A 21,009-nucleotide genomic window follows, 5' to 3' on the forward strand; every position below is an offset into this window, starting at 1 on the left:
CAGCTGTGTGAGTAGACTCGATGGGGCAGCGCCGTTGACACCGCGTTCGGTGCGCGGAACCCGAACGGAGGGCACCCCATGGCGACTCATTCGGCAGCCGTCGACACCTTCGTCGGCCCCCTGACAGTCTTCAGCGACGGCCGGTCGGTCGTCCGGCTCGAATGGTGCACATCCGCCGAGGCGGCTGTGTCCGCCGAAACGATCCCCGCCGAGGCAGCCGGACAGTCGGACCCGATCCTCGCCGAGGCGGCCGCCCAGTTGCGGGCGTATTTCGACGGCCTCCTCGGTGACGTCGATCTCCCCGTGGACTTCGGTCAGGTATCGGACATCGCGAGGATCGTGCTGACGACCTTGGCCGACGAGGTTCCGGCGGGGACCACGGTCACCTACGGGCAACTCGCCGAAGCCAGCGGCACCGGGATTCCGGCGCGGGCCGTCGGCGGGATCATGGGGCTCAATCCGATCCCGATCATCGTCCCCTGCCATCGTGTCGTCGCCGGTGACGGGCTCGGCGGGTACTCGGGCGGACTGCCCGGGCACGAGCTCGAAACCAAGCGGCGCCTCCTCGAGTTCGAAGGCGCCCTGCCGCAGCCGCTGTTCTGACGCTCCCGAAGCGGTCCGGGCCCGCGCCGGGCTTGCTTCCGGCCTGCTTCGGTCCCGTTCCGTGCCGCCGCTGTGCTGCACGCAGCTGTCCACCGGGCGGAGCTCTCCGAACACGGGTCGGGACCACGGCAGATCAGGAGGACGCCACTGGAAGTTGCGCGAATAATGTGATTACATTGCCGTACCAACTTTTGTGATCACAAATGATCCTGCATTCACATGTTCCTGCTCGGACGACCGGAATTGCCAGAGTCGGCGGTTTCACCGCGCTCGAGCAGCCACCACGAAGAGGAAACTGATGAAGTCACGCACACTCACCTCCGTTGTCGCCGCCTGTGCGACGCTGGGCCTCGCCCTGACCGGATGCTCCCAGGAAGCCGGCAAGGACGCCGGTTCCGACGGCGACAAGGGCACGATCACCATCGGCTACATCTCGTCGTGGTCCGACAGCCGCAGCACCGCGTTCCTGCTCGAGGACCAGCTGGAGAAACTCGGATACGAGCCCGAGCTGGAGACGATCTCCGAAGCTGCGATCCTCTATGCGGGAGTAGCGAACGGCGACATCGACATCTACCCCTCCGCCTGGCCGGAGAAGACCCACAAGCAGTACATGGATGAGTACGGCGACAAGATCGAGGACATCAGCACCTACTACGACAAGGCGCAGAACACGATCGTCGTGCCCGACTACGTCGACATCGATTCGCTGGATGAGCTCAAGGACAACGCTGACGAGTTCGACGGCAAGATCGTCGGCATCGAACCCGGAGCCGGTCTGACCAAGGTGACGAAGGATTCGATGATGCCTGCGTACGGCTTGGAGAAGGACTTCGAACTCGTCACCTCCTCGACCCCGGCCATGCTCACCGAGCTGGGCAATGCCATCGACGCGAAGGACGACATCGTCGTCACCCTGTGGCGGCCGTTCTGGGCGAACAACGCCTTCGACGTCAAGGAACTCGAGGACCCGAAGAACGCCATGGGCGATCCGGAGAAGATGCACTTCCTCGGCACCGACGGCTTCAGCGACAAGTTCCCCGAAGCGTCCGAGCTCATCAAGGGAATCAAGCTCGACGACAAGACGTACGGAGAGCTCGAAGACCTCATCGTCAACGAATACGAAGAGGGTCAGGAAGGTGACGCCGTCGACCAGTGGGTCAAGGACAACCCGAAGGCCTTCGACTCCGAGATCACCGACTGAGCATCCGGGCGCTCACACGATGCGGCCGCCGCACCCGCGACTGCGGGGACGGCGGCCGCTGCCAGTGCAGTGAGGATGCGGCCGTGGCGGCTGGCCCGGCGGCCGCGCCGCTTCCTCACCCGTCGAACAGCTCCTGCCCGACGTAGCCGCCCTCGGCCGCTCCGGGCGGTATCGCCCACACAGTCGACCCGATCGGGGTCGTCCATTCGTTGAGCAGGTCCACCTCGGCGAGGCGGCGTTGGATCGGCAGGAACTGCCGCTCGATATCGGCCTGGAACGACGCGAACAGCAGCCCCGAATCCCCACCCGCACCGGTCTCGTAGTTGAACGTGCGCCGGTGGATCTGCGCCGCCGGACCCAGCCCGTCGCGGGCACGAGCGATATGCGCGACCTGCGAGATCTTCGTCAGCCCGCGCCCATCGACGGCGGTGAAGTCCGGGACGTCGAACTCGTACTTGCCCGACAGCGGTGCCCCGGTGTCCATGGTCCGCCCGACCGCGAACTCCCGTGCCGGACGATCGGCCTGGTCCCAGGTGTCGAGGTTCATCGCAATATCACGCAGCACCAGCGTCGTTCCCCCACGCATCCACACAGGCAGATGCGCGCCGAGATCGGCCGGCGGCTCCCCGCGAGCGGAGAACACCGGGTCCGCAGTCTCGGTGCCCTGGCCCCAGATGATCCGCGCGAAGTCCTCGGATCCGGGCCCCGGATTCGCCGTGCCGTCGAGCTGACCGAAGAGGTTCCGCTGGGTCGTCCCCTCCCCCGAGCTGCCGTAGGCACGTCGGAATCCGTCCCGCTGCCAGGCCACCTCGGCGAACGATCGCGAGTCCTTGAACAGCATGCGCCTGGCATGTGCCAAGGTCAGCGGGTCGTCGCCGCAGATCTGCAGGAGCAGGTCACCCCTGCACCGGTCCTGATCGAGGCGATCGATCGAGAACGCCTCCAGTGGCCTCAGCCAGTCCGGGACGTGGTCCTGTCCGGCCAATGCCACCAGTGCGGCGCCGAACCCGAAGGTCACCGTCAGCCGGGCGGGGTCGACGGCGAGTTCCGATTCGGAGTCGGCCAGCGGCGCCCGCCCCTGCGTCAGCGCCGCCGCATCCGCGGTGAGCAGCCGCAGCCAGCGCACCGCCTCGGCGGCCGTGATCCCGGGCCCCAGCGTGAACGCGATGAAGTGCGCATACGCCTGCGCCGGGGTTTCGACACCGGATTGATGAGTGCCGTAGAACGGCTCGGTCTGCGGCCCGTTCGCCCCGCCCAGATCTCGCCGAGGCGGCCCTCCGTCACCGGCGCTCGTGCCCTGCGACCCGGAGCCGCGGCCGAGTGCGAATCCGCCCGTGGCGCCGACGATTCCGACGCCGCCGGCCGCGGCCGCCGAGGTCAGGAGACCGCGGCGGCTGAAGCCGGGGCGACCGGGCTCAGTGGTCACCGTGGTCTCCGTGGTCGGAATCCTCGCGACCGCCGTGGTCGGCGTGGTCGGCGTGGTCGGCATTCTCGCCGTCGCTGGAGCCTTCGGCCTCACCGGGCGCGTAGTCTTCCTGGGCTCCGGAGTACTCCTTCGCCACGGCTGTGACCTCGACGGTCTCGCCGTCGGCGGTGACGAGGTCGAGGCTGATCTGCTCGCCCGGCTTGATGGCCTTCTTCAGGCCCATGATCATGATGTGATCGCCCCCGGGCTCGAGGTCGAGACTCTCCCCGGCCGGGATGGTGAAGCCGCCCTTCTTCTCCCGCATGGACATTCCGCCGGGACCGTCGCCTTCGGTTTCGTGGAGTTGGACCATCTTCGCGTCCGCGTACTTCGCTTCGACGAGGTTGATGTCCTGGTCGGTGTTGTTCTTCAGCTCGCCGAAGACTGCGGTCATTCCGTCGTCGGCGGCCTTGACCCAGGCGCCGTCGAGGCTGAGCGCCTCGGCGTCGACTTTGCTGTCCGCAGTGTCCGCTGAGGCGGAGCTGCTGCGGCCGTCGGTCTGTGTCGGCCCGGCTGCCGTGCTGTCGTCGTGGCCGCAGCCTGCCAGGCCGATGGCGACGGCGAGGGGCAGGGCAACGGCTAGGCTGATGTTCTTTCGCATGGTGTCTGCACTTTCGTCATTCAGGTGCAGTCGAGCACGGGTCGACCTGCGCTGCGGTCTGCGCGGACGTGTTCGACTGTCACCGAGGGGCGAGCCGCTGCTGTTTCGGCGGTCGCCCGAAGATGGATGGTCACCCGGGAAATCGGGTGTGGGTCGGCGGTGGATCCGCCGAATGGGATGTCAGACGAGTGCGGGTGGTCCGCGCCGATAGTTCGGACCGACGACCGCCGAAGTGACCGGCTGCGGCAGCCGGAACGAAGCGCAGAACTTGCGGAACGGTTCGTCGGCCAGGACTCCGGCCGCCTCGGCGAGGGCACGCAGTGCACCGATCACCGGGCCCAGGGCCAGCTGCAGAATGCTGAGGACGATGTCCTCACCGCGCTTGAGGATCACGGCGGTGACGAGGACGGCGACGAGGTGGGCGATGATCATCCCCACCGAGGTGGCACCGTGGTTGGCATGTCCGAGCGCGGATGCGGCCGGACCGAGATCAAGGGAGCCCGGGGCCGGGACGATGTGTCCGGCGTGGGCGTGGAGGGCCGCCTCGGCGGAGGTCGAACCGGTACTCGCGGACTCGGTCTGGCCGGTTCCAGAATGGGCGGTTCCCGTGTGAGCCCCCGCATGGGCGAGGGTGTGGGCGGACCAGCTCATCGTCAGGTGCATGAGCACCTGCCCGAGGCCGAGCAGACCGGCCAGAGTGAGGTAGCCCAGGCGCCTGCCGGCGACGATCATCGCCGCCCAGAGGACGAGGACGAAGACGACCACAGTGCCGGGAACCGAGATTCCGCCACCGGCGGCGAGGTGCATGAGCAGGGCGAGAAGGGTCGTGAAGAGAGCGGCGAAGAGCGCGCGTACGGATTTCGTCCATCCGGTCATGGGCCCTCCTCTCAGCTCGCTCCCACATTCTACTCAATGTAGAACACTTTCGGGAAGGCGGCTGAGCCTACATCCGCAGCCAGGTATCAGCGGTCTTCTTGACCATAGCGCCGGCCCCAACGGCAGCATCGCCCCAGGTGACAAGCTTTCCGTCGGGATCTGTGGTGGAGTCGGAGAGGACGACGACGTCGAAGTTGCACACGAGCCCCGCCATCGCCGAGGCGTAGACGGCTCCGGGGGTGCTCGCCGAGGAGGTGCCGGCGTCGACATCGCCCTCTGCCTGGGCGGCGGGGTCAGTGGCATCGCCGCCAGTTCCGGCGTCGGGCTCCGCCACGGTGGCGTCGGCCCCGGGCGTGGCCGCGGTGGCGTCGGCGCCGGCGATGATGATCCGGTCGACGGAGAGGTCATGCAGACCTGCGGCCAGATCGTCGACGCCCTCGAACACATCCGGGCTCTCGGAGCGAAGCACGAGATCCTCCTCATCGGGGACGAAGATGCTCAGCTCCTCATCGGGAGTGTCGACGAGGTCGGCCTTCGTCGACGCGAAGATGAGCACACCGCCAACCGCGCGGGTCCGGGTGACGATATCGCCGAGGGTCTCCATGGCGTCATCGCTGGGGTAGCTGGCGTCGTCGGTATCAATGAGGAGCAGGGCATCCATACTCCAATCGTGCCACGACCGCCTGACACTTTCTAAGCCGGAACGCTGCCACGGAGGCCTCGGCGGAACGGGCCGGATGCAGCACGAGTCATCGGCATGCGCTTCCGCAATAATCTGGCAAGCGTCCATGCTTCTATGATCGAACATCTGCGAACACGCCATATTTGTTCGAACTTTTTTTCGATTCTCTATGGCATTCTATTTCCTTCGAGAGTAAACTGGATGCCAACAACAACGATGTTGGTGAACGGAAATCATCCCCATGACCCTCACTCCCGAACGCAGTTCCGATCATTCCGCTCGGACCGCCGGCAACTCCCCGCAGACCAGCGGTCATCCGCTGCTGGCCGACGAGGAGTGGGCGGATCTCAGCCGTTTTGCGCCCGAGGTCACCTCTTCGATCACTCAGCTGATGAGCCTCAAAGATGAGCTGCGCACGTTCGATCGCCCCATGGGACCGGATCAGGCCATTATGCTCGCCGATGGGGTCGAGGCGATCACACGCATCAACGACGCATTGTCGACGCTCGCACTCTCCGTCTGCGAACGCGTCGGAACACCCAGCGATTTCGGCGCCAAGTCGACGAAATCGCTCATCGAGAACCGGTTCAACCTCACCGGCGCGGAGGCGAACCGCCGGACCGATATGGCCAAGAACCTCGGCGGACGCGTCGATATGGCCGGACAGGCTCTGCCGCCTCTCTACCCGGTCGTCGCGGATGCGCTCCATGCCGGCACGATCTCCGCCGCCCAGGCATCTGTCATCGAAGACTGCATGCGCAAGCTGCCCACGTGGGTCAGTCAGGCGGTCCGCACCGACGTCGAGACGCGCTTGGTCGACAACGCACCCAAGGTCCGCCTCAAGGACCTGCGGGAGATCTTCGGCAAGCTCATGGGTTACATCGACCCGGACGGAGAAGAACCGAAAGACTCAGGCGACCGCTCGGCTTACAACATGTCCATGCGTGCCAGGGCCAACGGCGACTGGGAGCTGCGTGGACTGCTCGACCCCGTCACCGGGGGCACTCTCAACGGACTGCTGACCTCACGAATCCAAGCTGCGGGAGAAGACGACAGTGCCGATGCCGACAAGACCGGTGCCGACTCGGCGACCGGCGCCTCTGGGATCGCGGCCGTGGGCAATCCCGTCACCGTAACCGCTGCTTCCGAGGCATCGAGCTCGCCGCTTCCTGACAAAGAGCTGCTTGAGATCGTCGATGCGGTGCTCTCCGGTGACCGATATGACGCGAAGCGAGTTCCGGAACCCGATCTCGACGCAGCTCGCACGAGCGGGAATTCGGCTGCCGTCCCCGGCGTCGGCGTTCGTGAGGACGGCGGTTTCGTCGACGTCAGCGCCGAACAGCCCTCGGCGCGCGAATGGATCTACGAACGATTCGCCGGCCTCGTCACCACGATCGACAAGCAGCGGACGGCTGCAGGAGCGCCTTATGCTCTCGTCATCAACGCCACCGCCGAAGATCTGGCCAAGGGCACGGGACACGGCACCACGGGTGCCGACAATCCCGTTCCCATCAAGGAACTGATGAGAAACGGCCTCAACGGCTCGCTGTTCTTCCACCTCATGAGCGACAAGGCCAAGACGATGCAGGTGGCCACAGAACAGCGCTTCGCCAATCGCAAGCAGCTGGCAGTGATCACCGCCCGCGACCGAGGCTGCACCTTCCCCGGCTGTGACGCCCCTCCCGGTTGGTGCGATGCCAACCATGTGTTTCCATGGTCGCTCGGCGGCAAGACGGAGATCAACAATCTCGCGCTGCTCTGCAGCTATCATCACCACCTGCTTGACCGCACCGACTGGGACACGGTGATGCTCTTCGACGGGCGACCCGCCTACATTCCGCCCGCCGCAAAGGATCCTGCTCGAACTCCGATCCTCCACGCCCGCTTCATCGCGGATGACATCATCGACTCCCTGTTCGACAAATAGCCGCCTCAACTTTCAGGGGACAGCTGTGCCCACTTTCCAAGTTCAGCCGGATTCAGCCCGATCCGGCCGGATTCAACCGGGTTCGGCCCGCCTCGGCCGGCTTCAGCCGCCGAACCGCGAGTCTCGGATGCTCATGTCCTCATCGAGGAGCAGGAGGTCAGCCGGCATTCCGCGAGCCAACAGGCTGCCGGAATCAACGGCACCACCCACCGCACGCACAGAATCACCCGACCCCGGCACACCACCCACCGCACGCAGCGGAACAAGTCCCGCGGACTGCACAGCATCGAACGGGCTGAGCCCCACCTCGGCGACGGCTCGCTTCACGGCGTCGTCCATCGTCAAAGTGGACCCCGCGATGGCACCCTGAGTGCCGTCGGCGGTGACCAGGCGCGCCACCGCATCCTTGACTTCGACCGGGAGCGAACCGAGGTGATATCTCCCGTCGTGCAGGCCCGTCGCCGCCATGGCATCGGTGATGAGCGCGAGGCGTCCGGGCACGAGTTCATGGAGCATGCGCACGACCGGGGCGACGACGTGGACACCGTCATTGATGAGTTCGACGGTGACATGCTCAGCCTCAGCCGCAGCGAGGACCGGCCCCGGAGCACGGTGATGGATGCCCGGCATCGCATTGAATGCGTGGGTGAGGATGCTTGCTCCCTCCTCGAACGCCTGCGCGGTCAGCTCGAAGTCGGCGGCCGTATGACCGACGGCCACACGCACGCCCGCCGCAGAGAACCGCGCGATCGCATCGAGCGCACCGGGCAGCTCGGGTGCGATGGTGATCTGCGCGAGAGATCCATCTGCGGCTTCGAGGATCGCCTCGACGGCCTCCGGGGTCGGCGACGTGAGCACCTCAGGGGCATGCGCACCCTTGAAATCCGGGGACAGGAACGGCCCTTCGGCATGGAGACCCATGACCATGGCCCGATCGCGGACGAGCCCGGCACCGGCACGCAGTGACCGGCACAGACCCTCGATCGTGTCCGAGACGTAGGACAGCGCGAGCCGGCTGGTGCCGTGAGACCGATGCACGTCGAGGATCGCATCGATCGACTCGATCCCGTCTTCGGCGCTCGCACCGCCCGCACCGTGACAGTGGATATCGACGAACGCGGGAGCCACGTATCCGCCGGCAGCGTCGATGACCTCGATCCGCCCCGAGGCGGCTCCGTCCCTCCAGCCGTCCCCGCGGCCCCGTGCCGTGACCGTTCCGTCGGCGATCGCAATCCACGTGTCTGCGGTCTCCTCGGAGAACGTCGCCCGATCACCGTCGAGGATGCACGCATTGTGGATGACCGCCTCGGCGGGGATCTGTTCGGTCTGTGTCATCAGGGTCCTTCCATCGCTCTGCGAACACCACATTCAGGGTACGGAATCGGGCGGTGAAATTCCCCCTCCGCAGGAAGCGGACGGATCGACTGCCGACTCACCCCAGTGTGCGGACTCGGTTCGCGTCGATGCCGAGCACGTGCGAGTCGAGGAACGCGAGCACGGTGCGGTACCAGACCTCGGCGTTCCCACGGCCGAGGATCCAATGCCCCTCGTCGGGGAAATAGAGGAACCGGTGCTGAGTGTCGCCATCGGCGTCGAGCGGAGTCTTCGCCCGGGTGAGCAGGTCCAGCCACAGTTCCTGGCCCTGCCCGATCGGGACCCGGTAGTCCTTGTCACCGTGGATGACGAGCATCGGCACCTCGATGTCATCGGCGAACAGGTGCGGCGAATACTGCGCCGACTGTTCCCGCATCGCCTGATCCCAGGACGAGTTGTCCGTCGTCCGCCCCATCGACGTGGTGTTCCACAGGGAGGCGTGGGTGACGATGCACTTGAACGCGCTGCCGGTGTGCCCGGCCACCCAGTTGGCCATGTACCCGCCGTAGGATCCGCCGGCCAGGCCGATGCGTTCGGCATCGATGTCCGTCCTCTCCCCTGCGGCCTCGGTCAGCGCCATGATGTCGGTGAACGGGGTGCCGCCGAGCTGCTGCTGCCCGCGATCGATCATCGCCTGCCCGTATCCGGTGGAGATCGCCGGATCCGGCAGCAGCACAGCATAGCCGGCGGCCGCAAAAGGACCCGGATTCCACCGGTAGGTCCACGCATTCCATGACCCCCACGGTCCGCCGTGGGCGAAGACGACGAGCGGATGCGGCCCCTCCCCCTCCGGCAGGACCAGCCACGCACGGATCGGCGTGCCGTCCTCGGCACGGACCTCCACCTCGGTGAGGGTGCCTTCCTCGTCGAGGACCGTCGCCGGGTTCGCGAGTTCGCTGATCACTCCGGTGGCGAGGTCGACGGAGATCGGCAGGGGCGCGACATCGATCGCCGAGGCGGTCGCCACGACCGTGTCCTCGCGCAGTGCCAGCCCCGAGAACGAATACTTCTGATCGGTTCCCCCGACGAGCCGCCTGGGCTGCGCATCATTGACACCACCGATGAAGATGCTGCCGCGGCCGTGGTCATCGGCGGTGGCCACAATGGTCGAATCGTCCGCCCAGATCGGGGAGAACCAGAAATCGGCATCCGGCCACACGGACTTCAGTTCTGCGGTCTCCAGGTCGAGGACCTTGAGTTCGGCCGCGAGGTTGGTCTGCGGAGTCCAGGCTTGTACGCGGGTGACCAGTGCTTTCGTTCCGTCCGGGCTGATGGCTTCGATGTCGAAGCTGTGATCGGCTGCCGGTTTCGTCAGACGGTGCAGTTCGGGTTCCCCGTCGAGATCCACGCGCCAGATCTCACTGGCCTCGAGTTGGCCGGGGATCGGCTTCTCGAGCTGGACGAGGACGAAGCGAGCCTCATCGTCGACGGCCCAGTCGACCAGTCGACCGGACGGCAGAGACAGGTATCGGAAGTCCAGGCCCGCCGGGGCACTCAGCTCGTCGCTGGCTTCGGGGAAGTCGGCGGCCGCTTCGTTGAGCGTGGCCACGGCCAGGGTCTGTCGGCCCGGCCCCAGATCATGATCCCAGCGGCGGATCGGGAACCCGGTGTGGAGGATCCCGCTGACCTTCGCATCGCTGCGTTCGGAGCTGAATTCCTGATGGTCGTTCTCGTCGGCGGCCCAGGTATGGACGGGAAACTCGACGACGATGGTCTCACCCTTGACCTCGATGCGGGAGAAACCGCCCGCGTGATCAGCGAGTTTGCGGGCCTCACCATTGTCTGGAAGTGCCCACAGGCTCGGTGACTCCGCATCCTTGCCGTCCTCGCCCTTGCGCTTGGAGGCGAAGACGATCGTGCCGTTCTCACTCAGCGCGGCCGGACCCACGGACTGGTCGCCGCGGGTGATCCGCCGCGGCCTCTCCCCGCTGATATCGGCGAGGTGGCTGAGAGAGGAATTGCCCTCGGAGTTGAGGAACGAGTACTGGGCGATGACGCGGCCGCTCTGATTCGTCAAGAGGCCTTGCAGGCGGCGGGCGTCGAGGAGTCGGGTCACTGCGTCGTGGGTCGTCATCTTCCCATCCTAGGTCCCAATGTCGACTCCCGGGTGAGATCCAAGGAAACTCCAGTTCACGGAGGTGGTCGGTCGGGGTCACGGTCGGGGGTCGCGGTCACGTGATCGCCGCGTCGTTCGACACTCCGCGGAAAGTCAGCGGAAGCTCGGTGCCGGGACCCTCTCACCATCGATCGTCACCGTCGGCAGCATCTTCTTGAAGTCCTCCGCCACTTCGGTGTTCGTCTTCGGTGTGCGCATCTCGATGGACAGATTCACCAGGCGTCCGTTGATCTTGTAACCCGTCTGCACGCCGAACGCATAGGTGGGTTTGCTGTTGAGAGCGAGGATCTCTGTGGGACCGAGTTCACCCTGATAGCTCCAGAACTCTCCCGCGGCCAGAGATCCCGTCTGCTCGGCCAACACCTGTGAGTCCTGTTCGGAGAAGTTATAGCGTCGCTTACTGTCGACGACTTCCTGCGCACTGTCACCATATTCGTCATTGCAGTTGACGAGGATGATATCGGCGCGAGAACTGTCATCGCCGTGAGTGAAGACATGGAACTGATCGGTGTTGCCGCTGCTGTCCCTCCAGTCATCGCCGAGCGCGAAGCTGAGTTCGACCGGGCAGCTGCTGCCGAATGTCACCGACGTCTTCGTCATCCCCTCGGGGATTCCGGCCTCGGTGGGTGTGCCTGTGGGCTCGGGGCCGGCGGTCTCCTGCACACCGACCCGCATGGGACCAGACGATTTGTCTTCGGTGCGGACCTGGAAGACCGAACAACCGCTGAGCAGGACGGTCAGCGCGAGTGTGCCGGCCGCCGCGGCTCGCCGCACCGAGGCGGGTCTGCCCGAGGCGACCCTGCCCATTGCGGATCTCGACGATGGGAGGCCCTTCGACGCGAAGCTCCCCGCGGAGGAGGAGGTGGGCGATGGCGTTCGTCCAGTCACTGATCTCACTGCTGGTCACCGTGCCGACGACGTTCCGGGTACCCCGCTTCCGGGCCGCTCTGGTTCGGCTGGGCCTGTCCGTACTGCTGCTGAGACGGCTGCGGACCTGAATTGGGCTGACTGCCGACAGGTGGTTGTCCGGCGGGCTGACTGCCTGCAGGCGGCTGACCGTTGTACGGGCCACCGGGCTGGCTGCCGACGGGCTGGCTGCCGACGGGCTGCTGTCCGAAGTTCTGCGGGCCCGAATTCGGCTGACCTCCCGCGTAGGGCCGGCCGAAGTTCTGCGGGCCGGAGTGCGGTTGGCTGCCGACTGGCGGCTGCCCGTAACCCGGGTTCTGTCCGCCGACGTTCGGTGCCTGCCGCGGTGGCTTGAACTGCGAATGCTGGCCGGAATCGGGTGGGAATCCACCGGAGACGGATTCGCCCGTCCGACGGTTGACCAGGTTTCCGTCGACTCTCTCGAGGCGACGCTTCGACGTCCGCCTGGGAGTGCCGAGGATCCGTCCCTGCAGTTCGGCCTCATTCGGCTGCCGGGGAGGCAGGAATCCGGGTGCCCGCCGCGAATCCGCCTGCTGTACCGGCTGCACCGCATGCGAACCGGCGGCGACCCGATCCATATGATCGGACATCTGCGGAACGGTCACGGGTGCGGCATCGGCGAGGACCGGGAGGACCATACGCACCGAGGTGCCCACGCCCTCCTGGCTGAAGAGCTGCACGGAACCGCCGTGCCTGGTGACGATGGCACGCACGAGCGAGAGCCCCATTCCCGAACCGGCCACCGCCCGCACACGAGAACCGCGAGAGAGCTCGTCCCACACGTTCTCCTGTTCGGCCAGCGGGATGCCGCTGCCCGTGTCGGCGACCTCCACGACGACCCAGCGGTGGCCGTCGATGATCTGCTCATTGGCGCGCAGCTCGACGACCTCGGCCTGAGACGAGTATTTGAGGGCATTGCCCAGCAGGTTGAGGATCGCGGTGAGCAGCAGATCCTCCTCACCGGCGACATCGGGCAGCCGCCACGGAGCACGGGCGACAGTCGCCACGATCATCCGATCTTCGGCGCCCGGCGCAGTCGAGGCATCTTCGACGGCCTGATGGATGAGCGCGTCGAGATCGACGCGGGCGTATTCGATGATGCGCGTCTCGACATCGGCGAGCTTGCGCAGATCGGCCAGCAGTCGGGCGACCCGGCGTGAGGACACGTCGACCTGCTTCGCTGCCGGCTCCACCTCGCTCAGAGTACCGCCGTCACGGACGACCTCGCGGATGCTCGCCGCCGAGGTGCGCAGCGCCGTCAGCGGATTCTTCAGCTCATGGTCGAGTCGGATGAGCATCCGATTGCGCTTCGTCATCGAATCCTCGGCCGCGGCCGTCTCGATGGATTCCCGCAGCGCGGCCTCACGCTTCTTCAGATGCCGCCAGCCGAACCAGGCGCCGACGGCCAGACCGCCGAGCACGATGACGAGCAGCAGCAGGAACAGCCAGACTTGGATCTCGAAGACAAGGAAGTTCGTCATAGACGGCTCTGTCCGTCCTCGCCGCGAACCTCACCGACGAACCGGTAGCCGCGCCCCTGCACGGTGGCGATCCACCTGGGCTCTGCGGCATCTTCGCCGAGCACGCGACGCAGTTCGGCGACACGGGAGTCCACGGCACGGGTGCCCACGGCCTCTTCGAATCCCCACAGCACTTCGAGCAGGCGGGAACGTTCGATGAGTTCGTCCTTGTGCACCATGAGGTACTCGAGCAGGGTGAAGCCCTTCGGCGTGATGACGAGTTCACGCTGCCCCAACCAGGCCCGGCGTCCGACTCGGTCGACGCGCAGACCGAAGCTGGACACGAGCACCGGTGCTGTGGCCAGGGGCGGCCCGTCATTGCGGGTGCGACGCAGCACGGCACGGATGCGAGCGACGAGCTCGTGCGGGTCGAAGGGCTTGTTGAGGTAGTCGTCGGCGCCCTCTTCGAGTGCCATCGCCCGCTCGACGCCTTCGCCGACCTGAGTCAGCAGCAGCACCGGAACCCAGTTCTCCTCCTGGCGCAGTCGACGCAGCACCTGCCGTCCGTCGGCTCCGGGCATGAGCACGTCGAGGACGCACACATCGGGTCGGTGGCGGTGGATCTCATCGAGGGCGAGCAGTCCGTCGCTGGCGGGCAGCACCCGGAATCCGGAGCGTTCGAGGAACGGCACGACCGCTCCGAGGACGTCCGGCTCATCATCGGCGACCAAGACGAGTGGTTGGGGCTCGGTGTGATTGTCAGCCGTCATGGTGGTCAGTTCCGGTTCCTCTCTGGCGTTCCCAGGCGATCTCTCTCGCCTCGGCACGATCGACCGCCTCGGCGAGTTCATCTCGGTACAGCATAGATCGACGCAGGTGCTTGGTGCGATATCCGGCGCGGCCGACCATATGCGTGGCGACGGGGATCGTCACCAGTTGGAAGGAGATGATGATCGCCAACGTCGTCACCGTCGCCCAGGTCGGGAACTGGATCGCGATCGCCACAGCGACGAGCACCAGGCCCAACACCTGGGGTTTCGCACTCGCATGCATACGCGAGAGAAGGTCGGCGAAGCGGACGAGACCGACCGCTGCGGCCAGGGACAGGACCGCGCCGAGGAAGATGAGCACGGCCGAGATGATGTCAAGAACCACGACTGTTCTCCTCTCCGTCGCCACCCGATCCGTCGCCACCCGACATGTGCTCGGCGTCTTCAGGTCCCGGGTCGGGCCCGGTGCCCTCGCCCTCTCCGTCGCTGTCGGCGTGGGCGTCGTAGGTGGGATCCGTGATCTCGGTGACCTCCGGCTCCCCGACCTCCGTCGCTTCGGCGCTCTGCTCCCCCGCACCACGCGGCATATGCCAATCCGTGCTGGTGAAGTCCGACAGTGCCCCCGCCTCGGCGCCCAGGGTCATCGAATCGGACTTCGACACGTACCTCGACACGCTCACCGAACCGACGAAGCCGAGCATCGCGAGCACGATGAGCACGGGCAGCAGATCCGTGCGGTCGGACAGAGCCATATACCCGCCGAGGCCGCACATGATCGAAGCGAGCACGACGTCGGTGCCGATCATGCGATCGAGGATCGACGGACCCCGGACGATCCGGAAGAGCGCGATGACCACCGAGGCGGCCAGCAGCACCGAACCGGCGATGACGAGGGTGTGGAGGACGATCTCACTCATCAGCGACCTCCCTCGGTCTCGCCCAGCGGATCCGGCCTGGCCCGCAGGGAGGCGAGGTCACGGTGCGAACCGAGAGTGCGGATGAGCAGCTCTTCGATGAAGTAGACCTGCGCCTTGGCCTTACGCAGCTTCTCCTCGGAATCGCAGTCGAGGAAGTGCAGATAGAGGATGCCCATGGCCCGGTCGCTGTCGATGATGATCGACCCGGGGATGAGGCTGGCGGTATCGGCGATGAGGGTGAGCACGAGGTCCGAGCTCGTGCGCAGATCGCAGGCGATGACGGACCCGGCTCCGACCGCCTTGCGGCGGAACGCATACCAGGCGACTTCGACGGAGGCGTGGAGGACCGAGTAGAGGAACCACAGGCCGAACACCGTGGCATGCCAGACGTTGAACCGTCCGGACAGCACGACGGGCGGCAGGTAGAACACGCGGGTGACGATGAACGCCAGCACGATTCCGGTGACCACGGTGACCACCGTGATGGCGTCCCACAGCATCAGCCACAGCAGAACCAGCGAGATCAGCAGCACGAGCTGCTGGATGATTCCGCGGCCCCGGCTCATCCGCGCCCGGTTGGGAACCGGTGCACGGTTCTGTCCTTGGTCGCTGGCCCGGCCCTGGTCGCGGACCTGTCGCTGAGCTCGGGCCCGGCCCTGCGCATCGTCCCGGCCCTGAGCTCGCGGCCGTCCGTGCTCGCGATCGGGGCTCATCAGTCATCACCTCCAAGCACGTTCGTGACGTAGTCGATCGGAGTCGAGAGGTTCTCGGCCGCCCGGTTCGACATGTCCCACAGGGGTTCGGCGGCGATCGTGAGCACGATGGAGGCGATCACCACCACCGAGGTGGCCGCCACCATGGCAGGGGGCACTCCGATCTGAGATTTCCACGTCTTCCCCGCCAGCAGCGTCTTCTTCCGCTCCGTGAACTCCTCGACGAGGTCCTCGTTCGGCTCTTCCACGTCGGCCGGATCACGCCAGAACGCGAGGTTGAAGGTACGGCCGATGACGTAGAGAGTGAGCAGGCTCGTCACGGTGCCGGCGACGATGAGGACCGTGGGCAGCCACGCCTGATCGTCGAAGCCGGCGAGGAAGAGCGCGACCTTGCCGATGAACCCGGAGAACGGCGGAATGCCGGAGAGATTGAGCGCCGGGATGAAGAAGATGATCGTGATCACCGGAGACAGCACCATGAGACCGCCCAGCGACCTCGTCGAGGTGGACCCGCCGCGCATTTCGACGAGTCCGATGGCCAGGAACAGCGCGGTCTGGACGATGATGTGGTGAACCGTGTAGTAGATCGCCGCGGACAGGCCCACACTCGTCCCCAAGGCGACGCCGAAGAGCATGTAGCCGATGTGGGAGACCAGGGTGAAGGACACGATCCGCTTGATCTCCGACTGCGCGATGGCACCGAAGATGCCCACGAGCATCGTCAGTCCCGCCGCGATGAGCAGCGGCACTCGCAGGGACGATTCGGAGAACAGCAGAGTTTCGGTGCGGATGATCGCATAGATGCCGACCTTCGTCAGCAGTCCCGCGAAGACCGCAGTCACCGGGGCCGGTGCCGTCGGGTAGGAGTCGGGAAGCCAGAAGGACAGCGGGAAGATCGCGGCTTTGATGCCGAAGCCCAGCAGCAGGAGGACGTGGAGGATCATCTGCACATCGGCCGGAAGATCCGAGATCCTCCCCGCCAGCTGCGCCATGTTCACGGTGCCGCACGCGGCGTAGATGATGCCGATGGCGGCGAGGAAGATCACCGAGGACACCAGCGAGATGATCACATAGGTGACTCCCGCCCGAATCCGCTCCGCTGTGGCACCGAGCGTGAGCAGCACATACGAGGCGACGAGGAACATCTCGAAGCCGACGTAGAGGTTGAACAGGTCTCCGGCGAGGAACGAATTCGCAATGCCCGCGCACAGCACCAGGTAGCTGGGGTTGAACACGGAGATCGGTGTCTCGTTCGAGTCGTCGTTGGCGTCCTGACTCAGTGCGTAGACGAGCACGCACAGGGTGACCAGCGCGGACACGATGAGCATGAGCGAGGACAGCCTGTCGGCGACGAGCACGATGCCGGCCGGTGGCTGCCAGCCGCCGATCGCCACAACCTGCGGTCCGTGCGCATCGACCCCGAAGAGGATCAGCGTGGCGATGACCATGACCGCGACCAGGATCGCGATCGACACGAGGTTCTGCGCCCGCGTGTGCTTGGACAGGATCAGCGCGATGCCGGCACCGATGAGCGGCAGCAGAACCGGCAGGGGAACGAGTACGGGCAGAAGATCGATCATGCGTCGTCTCCCTGCGGTTTCGCGTCCTTGGCCTCTTCGGCGACTTCGGCCTCCTCGGCGCTGTGGGCCTCCGTCTGCGAGTCCGCGGCCGCCTCGGCGATGGCATCGGCCTCGGCCGGAGTCGACGCATCCTCGATATCGTCGACGAGTTCCTCCCGCTCCGCAGGAGTGCCGTCGTCGTCGAGGTCGATGGCGCCGGTGATCGGGGACTCCGCCTCGTCGCCGAACTCGGTGTCGTCGTAGTCGGTGCTCGCCTCCGCCTCGGAGTCGATGAGCTTCGTGATCGCCACCTGGAGGTCGGTGTCGTCGTCCTGCAGCGAATCGGCGCGCATGAGCCTCCAGGAACGGTAGATCATCGCCAGCAGGAATGCCGTCACGGAGAAGGTGATGACGATGGCCGTGAGGACGAGGGCATGCGGCAGCGGATCGGACATGCCCTCGGTCGACAGGTTCTCTCCGTCGGTCAGGGGCGGGGAACCGCGCCCGGCGGTGAGGATGATGAGCAGGTTCACTCCGTTGCCGAGCAGGATGAAGCCGAGCAGAACGCGCGTCAGAGAGCGTTCGAGCATGAGGTAGATGCCGGCGGCGAAGAGGACGCCCATGGCCAGGACCATGACGAAGGAGACGCTCACAGTCGGCCTCCTTCCGCGCCGTTGTCGACGTCGAGTTCGTTGACCCGGTCGATGATCTCGGACACGGCTCGGTGTTCGGCGGTGGCGCCCATGCCGTCGGAGAAGTTCACATTGTCGTGGATGCGAGTGGTCAGCATCGCCTCGTCGCGCTCCTGGTGCAGGTCGACCTCGGCCCCCAGCGAACGGAGGATGTCGAGCATGAGGCCGACGACGATGAGGTAGACGCCGATGTCGAAGAACGTCGACGTGCCGAAGGACACGTGGCCCAGCAGCGGCAGATCCCCCTCGAGGTAGACGGAGTCGAAGACCGTCTCGCCCCAGATCCACCCTCCGATGACGGTGAGGATCGCGGTGACCAGGCCGGTGCCCAGCATTCCCGAGGGGGTGAAGGGGGCCGCCTCGGCGAGTTCGTACTTGCCTCCGGCGAGGTAGCGCACGACGAGGGCGAGGCCGGCGACGAGGCCGCCGGCGAATCCGCCGCCCGGGTCGTTGTGGCCGGCGAAGAGCAGGTAGACGGAGAAGATGATGACGGCGTGGAAGATGAGGCGTGCGGTGACCTCGAGGATGATCGACCGGTTGCGTGGGGCCAGGGTGCGTCCGGCGATGAGCCAGGACGCTCGCTTCTGCGACAGACCCTCGCCACGGCCGGCGTGGTGGAGATCGACGACGTCCTCGGCCACGGGTTGGAAGCGGATGCGGCCGGCCGCCTCGGTGCCGTCCTTCTTCCTCTCGAACCGGTGCAGGTGACCTTCGCGACCGCGCACGAAGATGAGTCCGGCGATACCGGTCCCGGCGGCCACGAGCACCGAGATCTCGCCCATCGTGTCCCACGCGCGGATGTCGACGAGGGTGACGTTGACGATGTTCTTGCCGTGGCCGAGCTCGTAGGCGAGCTGTCCGAAGTCGGTGGAGATCGGATCGGCCACGCGCACACCGGTGGCGATGAGGACCACGAGCATGACGGTGATGCCGACGGCGCAGCCGATGATCGCCCGCCATGCGGGGGTGAGGCGACCGGTGGACTCACCGATGCGCGCCGGCAGCCGGCGGAGGACGAGGACGAAGACGACGATCGTGATGGTCTCGACGAGCACCTGGGTCAGGGCCAGGTCGGGAGCGCCGACGAAGGCGAAGTAGGCGACCATGGCGTAGCCGGAGATGCCGGTGACGACGACGGCGGTGAAGCGCTTCTTCGCGCGGGTGGCCCCGATCGCGACGACGACGAGCACGGCCGCGACGATGAGATCCAGCGGAGTGTCCCAGAGCCGGAAGGTGATGTTCCACGTGTCGTTGGCGATGATCGCCAGACCCAATCCGGCGACGAGGACGAAGTAGACCACGCCCTGGTAGAACGGCAGCGAACCCCGCTGGGTGCGGGCGGTGACCCACAGAGCCAGGGCCTCCGTCCAGCCGATGAGCATCCGGTAGAGCTCGTGGAAGTCCAGTCCCGACGGCAGTGTCGCCTGAACCTTCGCGAAGGGACGACGGACGATGAACAGGGCGAGGCCCGCAACGACGGTCACAGCGGTGAAGGCGAGCGCCGGTTCGAATCCGTGCCACAGCGCGAGGTGGTAGTGCCCGTCGCCCTCGGCCACAGCCGGCAGTCCGGTGGTCCAGGCGGAGAAGTAGCCGTCGAGCAGTCCGACTCCCGGGCCGAGCGCCAGCGTCAGGGCGGTGAGGATGAGCGGGGAGACGACGAGGGTGAGCTTCTCGTCGCGGCGGGCGATGTCATCGACTCCCGGCTTCGAGGAGAACGCGCCCCAGACGAAGCGGGCCGAGTAGGCGACGGTGAGGATCGAGCCGATCATGATCCCGATGAAGGCGATGACCGAGGTCTTGTCCGGCGAGGACAGCAGGGTCGAGTACGCGGCTTCCTTCGCGGCGAAGCCGAGCAGCGGCGGCAGCCCCGCCATTGAGGCGGCTGCGATCGTCGCGCACACGGCGACGAAGGGGAACGCCCTCCAACCGCCGGAGAGCTTCGTCAGGTCACGGGTGCCGGCACGGTGGTCGATGATGCCGACGCACAGGAACAGACACGACTTGAACAGGGCGTGGGCGATGAGCAGACCCAGGGCCGCCTTCGTGATGTCCGGAGTCCCGAACGAGGCCATGGTGGTGAGGAAGCCGAGCTGCGAGACCGTGCCGAAGGCCAGAAGCAGTTTGAGGTCGGTCTGCTTCAGCGCCTGCCACCCGCCGATGAACATCGTCAGCAGTCCCAGGGTGAGCAGCACCTCGGACCAGCCGGGGATGTTGTGGTAGCCCGGTGCCAGGCGCAGGACGAGGTAGATTCCCGCCTTGACCATCGCCGCGGCGTGCAGATAGGCACTCACCGGGGTGGGTGCGGCCATGGCGCCGGGCAGCCAGAAGTGGAAGGGCATGAGCGCGGACTTCGAGATCGCGCCGACGAGGATGAGGATGACGGCGGAGACGATGACTCCGCCCGTGTCCATTCCGGACTGGGCACGGTCGATCAGGGTCGAGATCTGCCCGGTGCCGGTGGCGGTGATGAGCAGGATCATGCCCACGAGCATGGCCAGGCCGCCGGCCGTGGTGACGATGAGCGCCTGCAGGGCCGCCTGCCGCGAGCGACGGCGGGACTGGCTGTGCCCGATGAGCAGGTACGAGAAGACTGTGGTGCCTTCCCAGAACAGGTAGAGCATGAGCAGTTCGTCGGCGACGACGAGCCCGTACATCATTCCGGCGAAGGCCATGAAGATTCCCGCGAACCGAGCCAGGCCCGGCTCGTCGGGCGGGAAATAGCGCGCGCAGTAGACGAAGACGAGAGCACCGACCCCGGTGACCAGCAGCGTCATGATCCAGGAGAGCACGTCGAGGCGGAAGACTCCGGAGAGGCCGAGCTCGGGCAGCCAGTCGAGATTCTCGACGATCGGCTGGGCCGCAGGGCCGAACAGATCGGAGATCGCCGACAGGCTCCACAGGAGTCCCGCGAAGGGAACGAGGGCGAGAAGGAAGAAGGCGTTGCGGCCGAGCAGGCGAACCAGAGGGTAGGCGATGACAGATGCCCCGAAGAAGGCTCCTGTCATGATCATCACCGGCGGCCACCTCCGTCATATGCCTGTTTGTGAGAAAGGTTCGTCAGGTCATTTTCGCACGGACAGGTGTCGTTTCCCGAATCGCAGGACGTCAGTTGAGACCGGTCCTGCC

18 protein-coding genes are annotated in these 21,009 nt (G+C 66.1%); 3 read left to right on the forward strand and 15 right to left on the reverse strand.

What is annotated here, in order from left to right; translation table 11 throughout:
- Nucleotides 1–78 precede the first annotated feature (78 nt).
- Both HF684_RS17540 and HF684_RS17545 read left to right on the forward strand, forming a co-directional pair.
- On the forward strand, nt 79–603 hold the full coding sequence (locus HF684_RS17540; RefSeq protein ID WP_169253531.1) for a methylated-DNA--[protein]-cysteine S-methyltransferase: 525 nt from the start codon (nt 79–81) through the stop codon (nt 601–603).
- Nucleotides 604–901: 298 nt separating this feature from the next.
- Nucleotides 902–1,804 (forward strand): glycine betaine ABC transporter substrate-binding protein, encoded by a 903-nt coding sequence (locus HF684_RS17545; RefSeq protein ID WP_169253532.1) that lies wholly within the window; start codon nt 902–904, stop codon nt 1,802–1,804.
- 115 nt (nt 1,805–1,919) lie between these two features.
- On the opposite strand, the gene HF684_RS17550 is transcribed toward HF684_RS17545, so the two are convergent.
- From HF684_RS17550 to HF684_RS17565, 4 genes are all read right to left on the reverse strand, one after another.
- A complete protein-coding gene (locus HF684_RS17550; protein WP_248279019.1) occupies nt 1,920–3,230 on the reverse strand; it encodes a Dyp-type peroxidase in 1,311 nt (436 codons plus the stop codon).
- On the reverse strand, nt 3,220–3,870 hold the full coding sequence (locus HF684_RS17555; RefSeq protein ID WP_169253534.1) for a copper chaperone PCu(A)C: 651 nt from the start codon (nt 3,868–3,870) through the stop codon (nt 3,220–3,222). Before HF684_RS17555 ends, HF684_RS17550 begins: the two co-directional genes overlap by 11 nt.
- 180 nt (nt 3,871–4,050) lie before the next feature.
- Nucleotides 4,051–4,746, reverse strand: coding sequence for a hypothetical protein (locus HF684_RS17560; protein ID WP_169253535.1), 696 nt, complete (start codon nt 4,744–4,746; stop codon nt 4,051–4,053).
- A 67-nt stretch (nt 4,747–4,813) separates the two neighbouring features.
- Nucleotides 4,814–5,407, reverse strand: coding sequence for a hypothetical protein (locus tag HF684_RS17565; protein WP_169253536.1), 594 nt, complete (start codon nt 5,405–5,407; stop codon nt 4,814–4,816).
- Nucleotides 5,408–5,669: 262 nt separating this feature from the next.
- Here HF684_RS17565 and HF684_RS17570 point away from each other — a divergent pair, with 262 nt between their 5' ends.
- Nucleotides 5,670–7,355 carry an HNH endonuclease signature motif containing protein gene (locus tag HF684_RS17570; protein WP_169253537.1) on the forward strand — a complete coding sequence of 562 codons (1,686 nt, stop codon included), beginning with the start codon at nt 5,670–5,672 and terminating at the stop codon, nt 7,353–7,355.
- A gap of 102 nt (nt 7,356–7,457) precedes the next feature.
- Here HF684_RS17570 and HF684_RS17575 read toward each other — a convergent pair whose 3' ends face one another.
- The 11 genes from HF684_RS17575 to HF684_RS17625 all read right to left on the reverse strand — a co-directional run bounded on the left by HF684_RS17575 (nt 7,458) and on the right by HF684_RS17625 (nt 20,894).
- Nucleotides 7,458–8,690, reverse strand: a complete 1,233-nt coding sequence (locus HF684_RS17575; protein WP_169253538.1) for an amidohydrolase family protein — start codon at nt 8,688–8,690, stop codon at nt 7,458–7,460.
- A 97-nt stretch (nt 8,691–8,787) separates the two neighbouring features.
- Entirely contained in the window at nt 8,788–10,803 is a 2,016-nt protein-coding gene (locus tag HF684_RS17580) for an alpha/beta fold hydrolase (protein WP_169253539.1), read from the reverse strand.
- 135 nt (nt 10,804–10,938) lie between these two features.
- Nucleotides 10,939–11,652: a hypothetical protein gene (locus tag HF684_RS17585; RefSeq protein ID WP_169253540.1), complete on the reverse strand. Its 714-nt coding sequence runs from the start codon at nt 11,650–11,652 to the stop codon at nt 10,939–10,941.
- Between the two features lie 86 nt (nt 11,653–11,738).
- Nucleotides 11,739–13,253, reverse strand: a complete 1,515-nt coding sequence (locus HF684_RS17590; RefSeq protein WP_169253541.1) for a HAMP domain-containing sensor histidine kinase — start codon at nt 13,251–13,253, stop codon at nt 11,739–11,741.
- Nucleotides 13,250–14,002 (reverse strand): response regulator transcription factor, encoded by a 753-nt coding sequence (locus HF684_RS17595; RefSeq protein ID WP_039211949.1) that lies wholly within the window; start codon nt 14,000–14,002, stop codon nt 13,250–13,252. The genes HF684_RS17590 and HF684_RS17595 overlap by 4 nt, the downstream gene beginning before the upstream one ends.
- On the reverse strand, nt 13,992–14,387 hold the full coding sequence (gene mnhG / locus HF684_RS17600) for a monovalent cation/H(+) antiporter subunit G (protein WP_025780490.1): 396 nt from the start codon (nt 14,385–14,387) through the stop codon (nt 13,992–13,994). The genes HF684_RS17595 and mnhG overlap by 11 nt, the downstream gene beginning before the upstream one ends.
- Entirely contained in the window at nt 14,377–14,919 is a 543-nt protein-coding gene (locus HF684_RS17605; protein ID WP_169253542.1) for a monovalent cation/H+ antiporter complex subunit F, read from the reverse strand. The genes mnhG and HF684_RS17605 overlap by 11 nt, the downstream gene beginning before the upstream one ends.
- Complete coding sequence (locus tag HF684_RS17610) at nt 14,919–15,632, reverse strand: Na+/H+ antiporter subunit E (RefSeq protein ID WP_248279020.1); 714 nt, start codon at nt 15,630–15,632, stop codon at nt 14,919–14,921. Before HF684_RS17610 ends, HF684_RS17605 begins: the two co-directional genes overlap by 1 nt.
- The gene (locus HF684_RS17615; protein WP_211168025.1) at nt 15,632–17,212 is read right to left on the reverse strand and encodes a Na+/H+ antiporter subunit D; all 1,581 of its coding nucleotides are present in this window, start codon (nt 17,210–17,212) and stop codon (nt 15,632–15,634) included. Before HF684_RS17615 ends, HF684_RS17610 begins: the two co-directional genes overlap by 1 nt.
- The gene (locus HF684_RS17620; RefSeq protein ID WP_169253543.1) at nt 17,209–17,844 is read right to left on the reverse strand and encodes a Na(+)/H(+) antiporter subunit C; all 636 of its coding nucleotides are present in this window, start codon (nt 17,842–17,844) and stop codon (nt 17,209–17,211) included. Before HF684_RS17620 ends, HF684_RS17615 begins: the two co-directional genes overlap by 4 nt.
- On the reverse strand, nt 17,841–20,894 hold the full coding sequence (locus HF684_RS17625; protein WP_248279021.1) for a Na+/H+ antiporter subunit A: 3,054 nt from the start codon (nt 20,892–20,894) through the stop codon (nt 17,841–17,843). The genes HF684_RS17620 and HF684_RS17625 overlap by 4 nt, the downstream gene beginning before the upstream one ends.
- Between the last annotated feature and the right edge of the window lie 115 nt (nt 20,895–21,009).

It is taken from the genome of Brevibacterium sp. 'Marine', assembly GCF_012844365.1.
GTDB lineage: Bacteria > Actinomycetota > Actinomycetes > Actinomycetales > Brevibacteriaceae > Brevibacterium.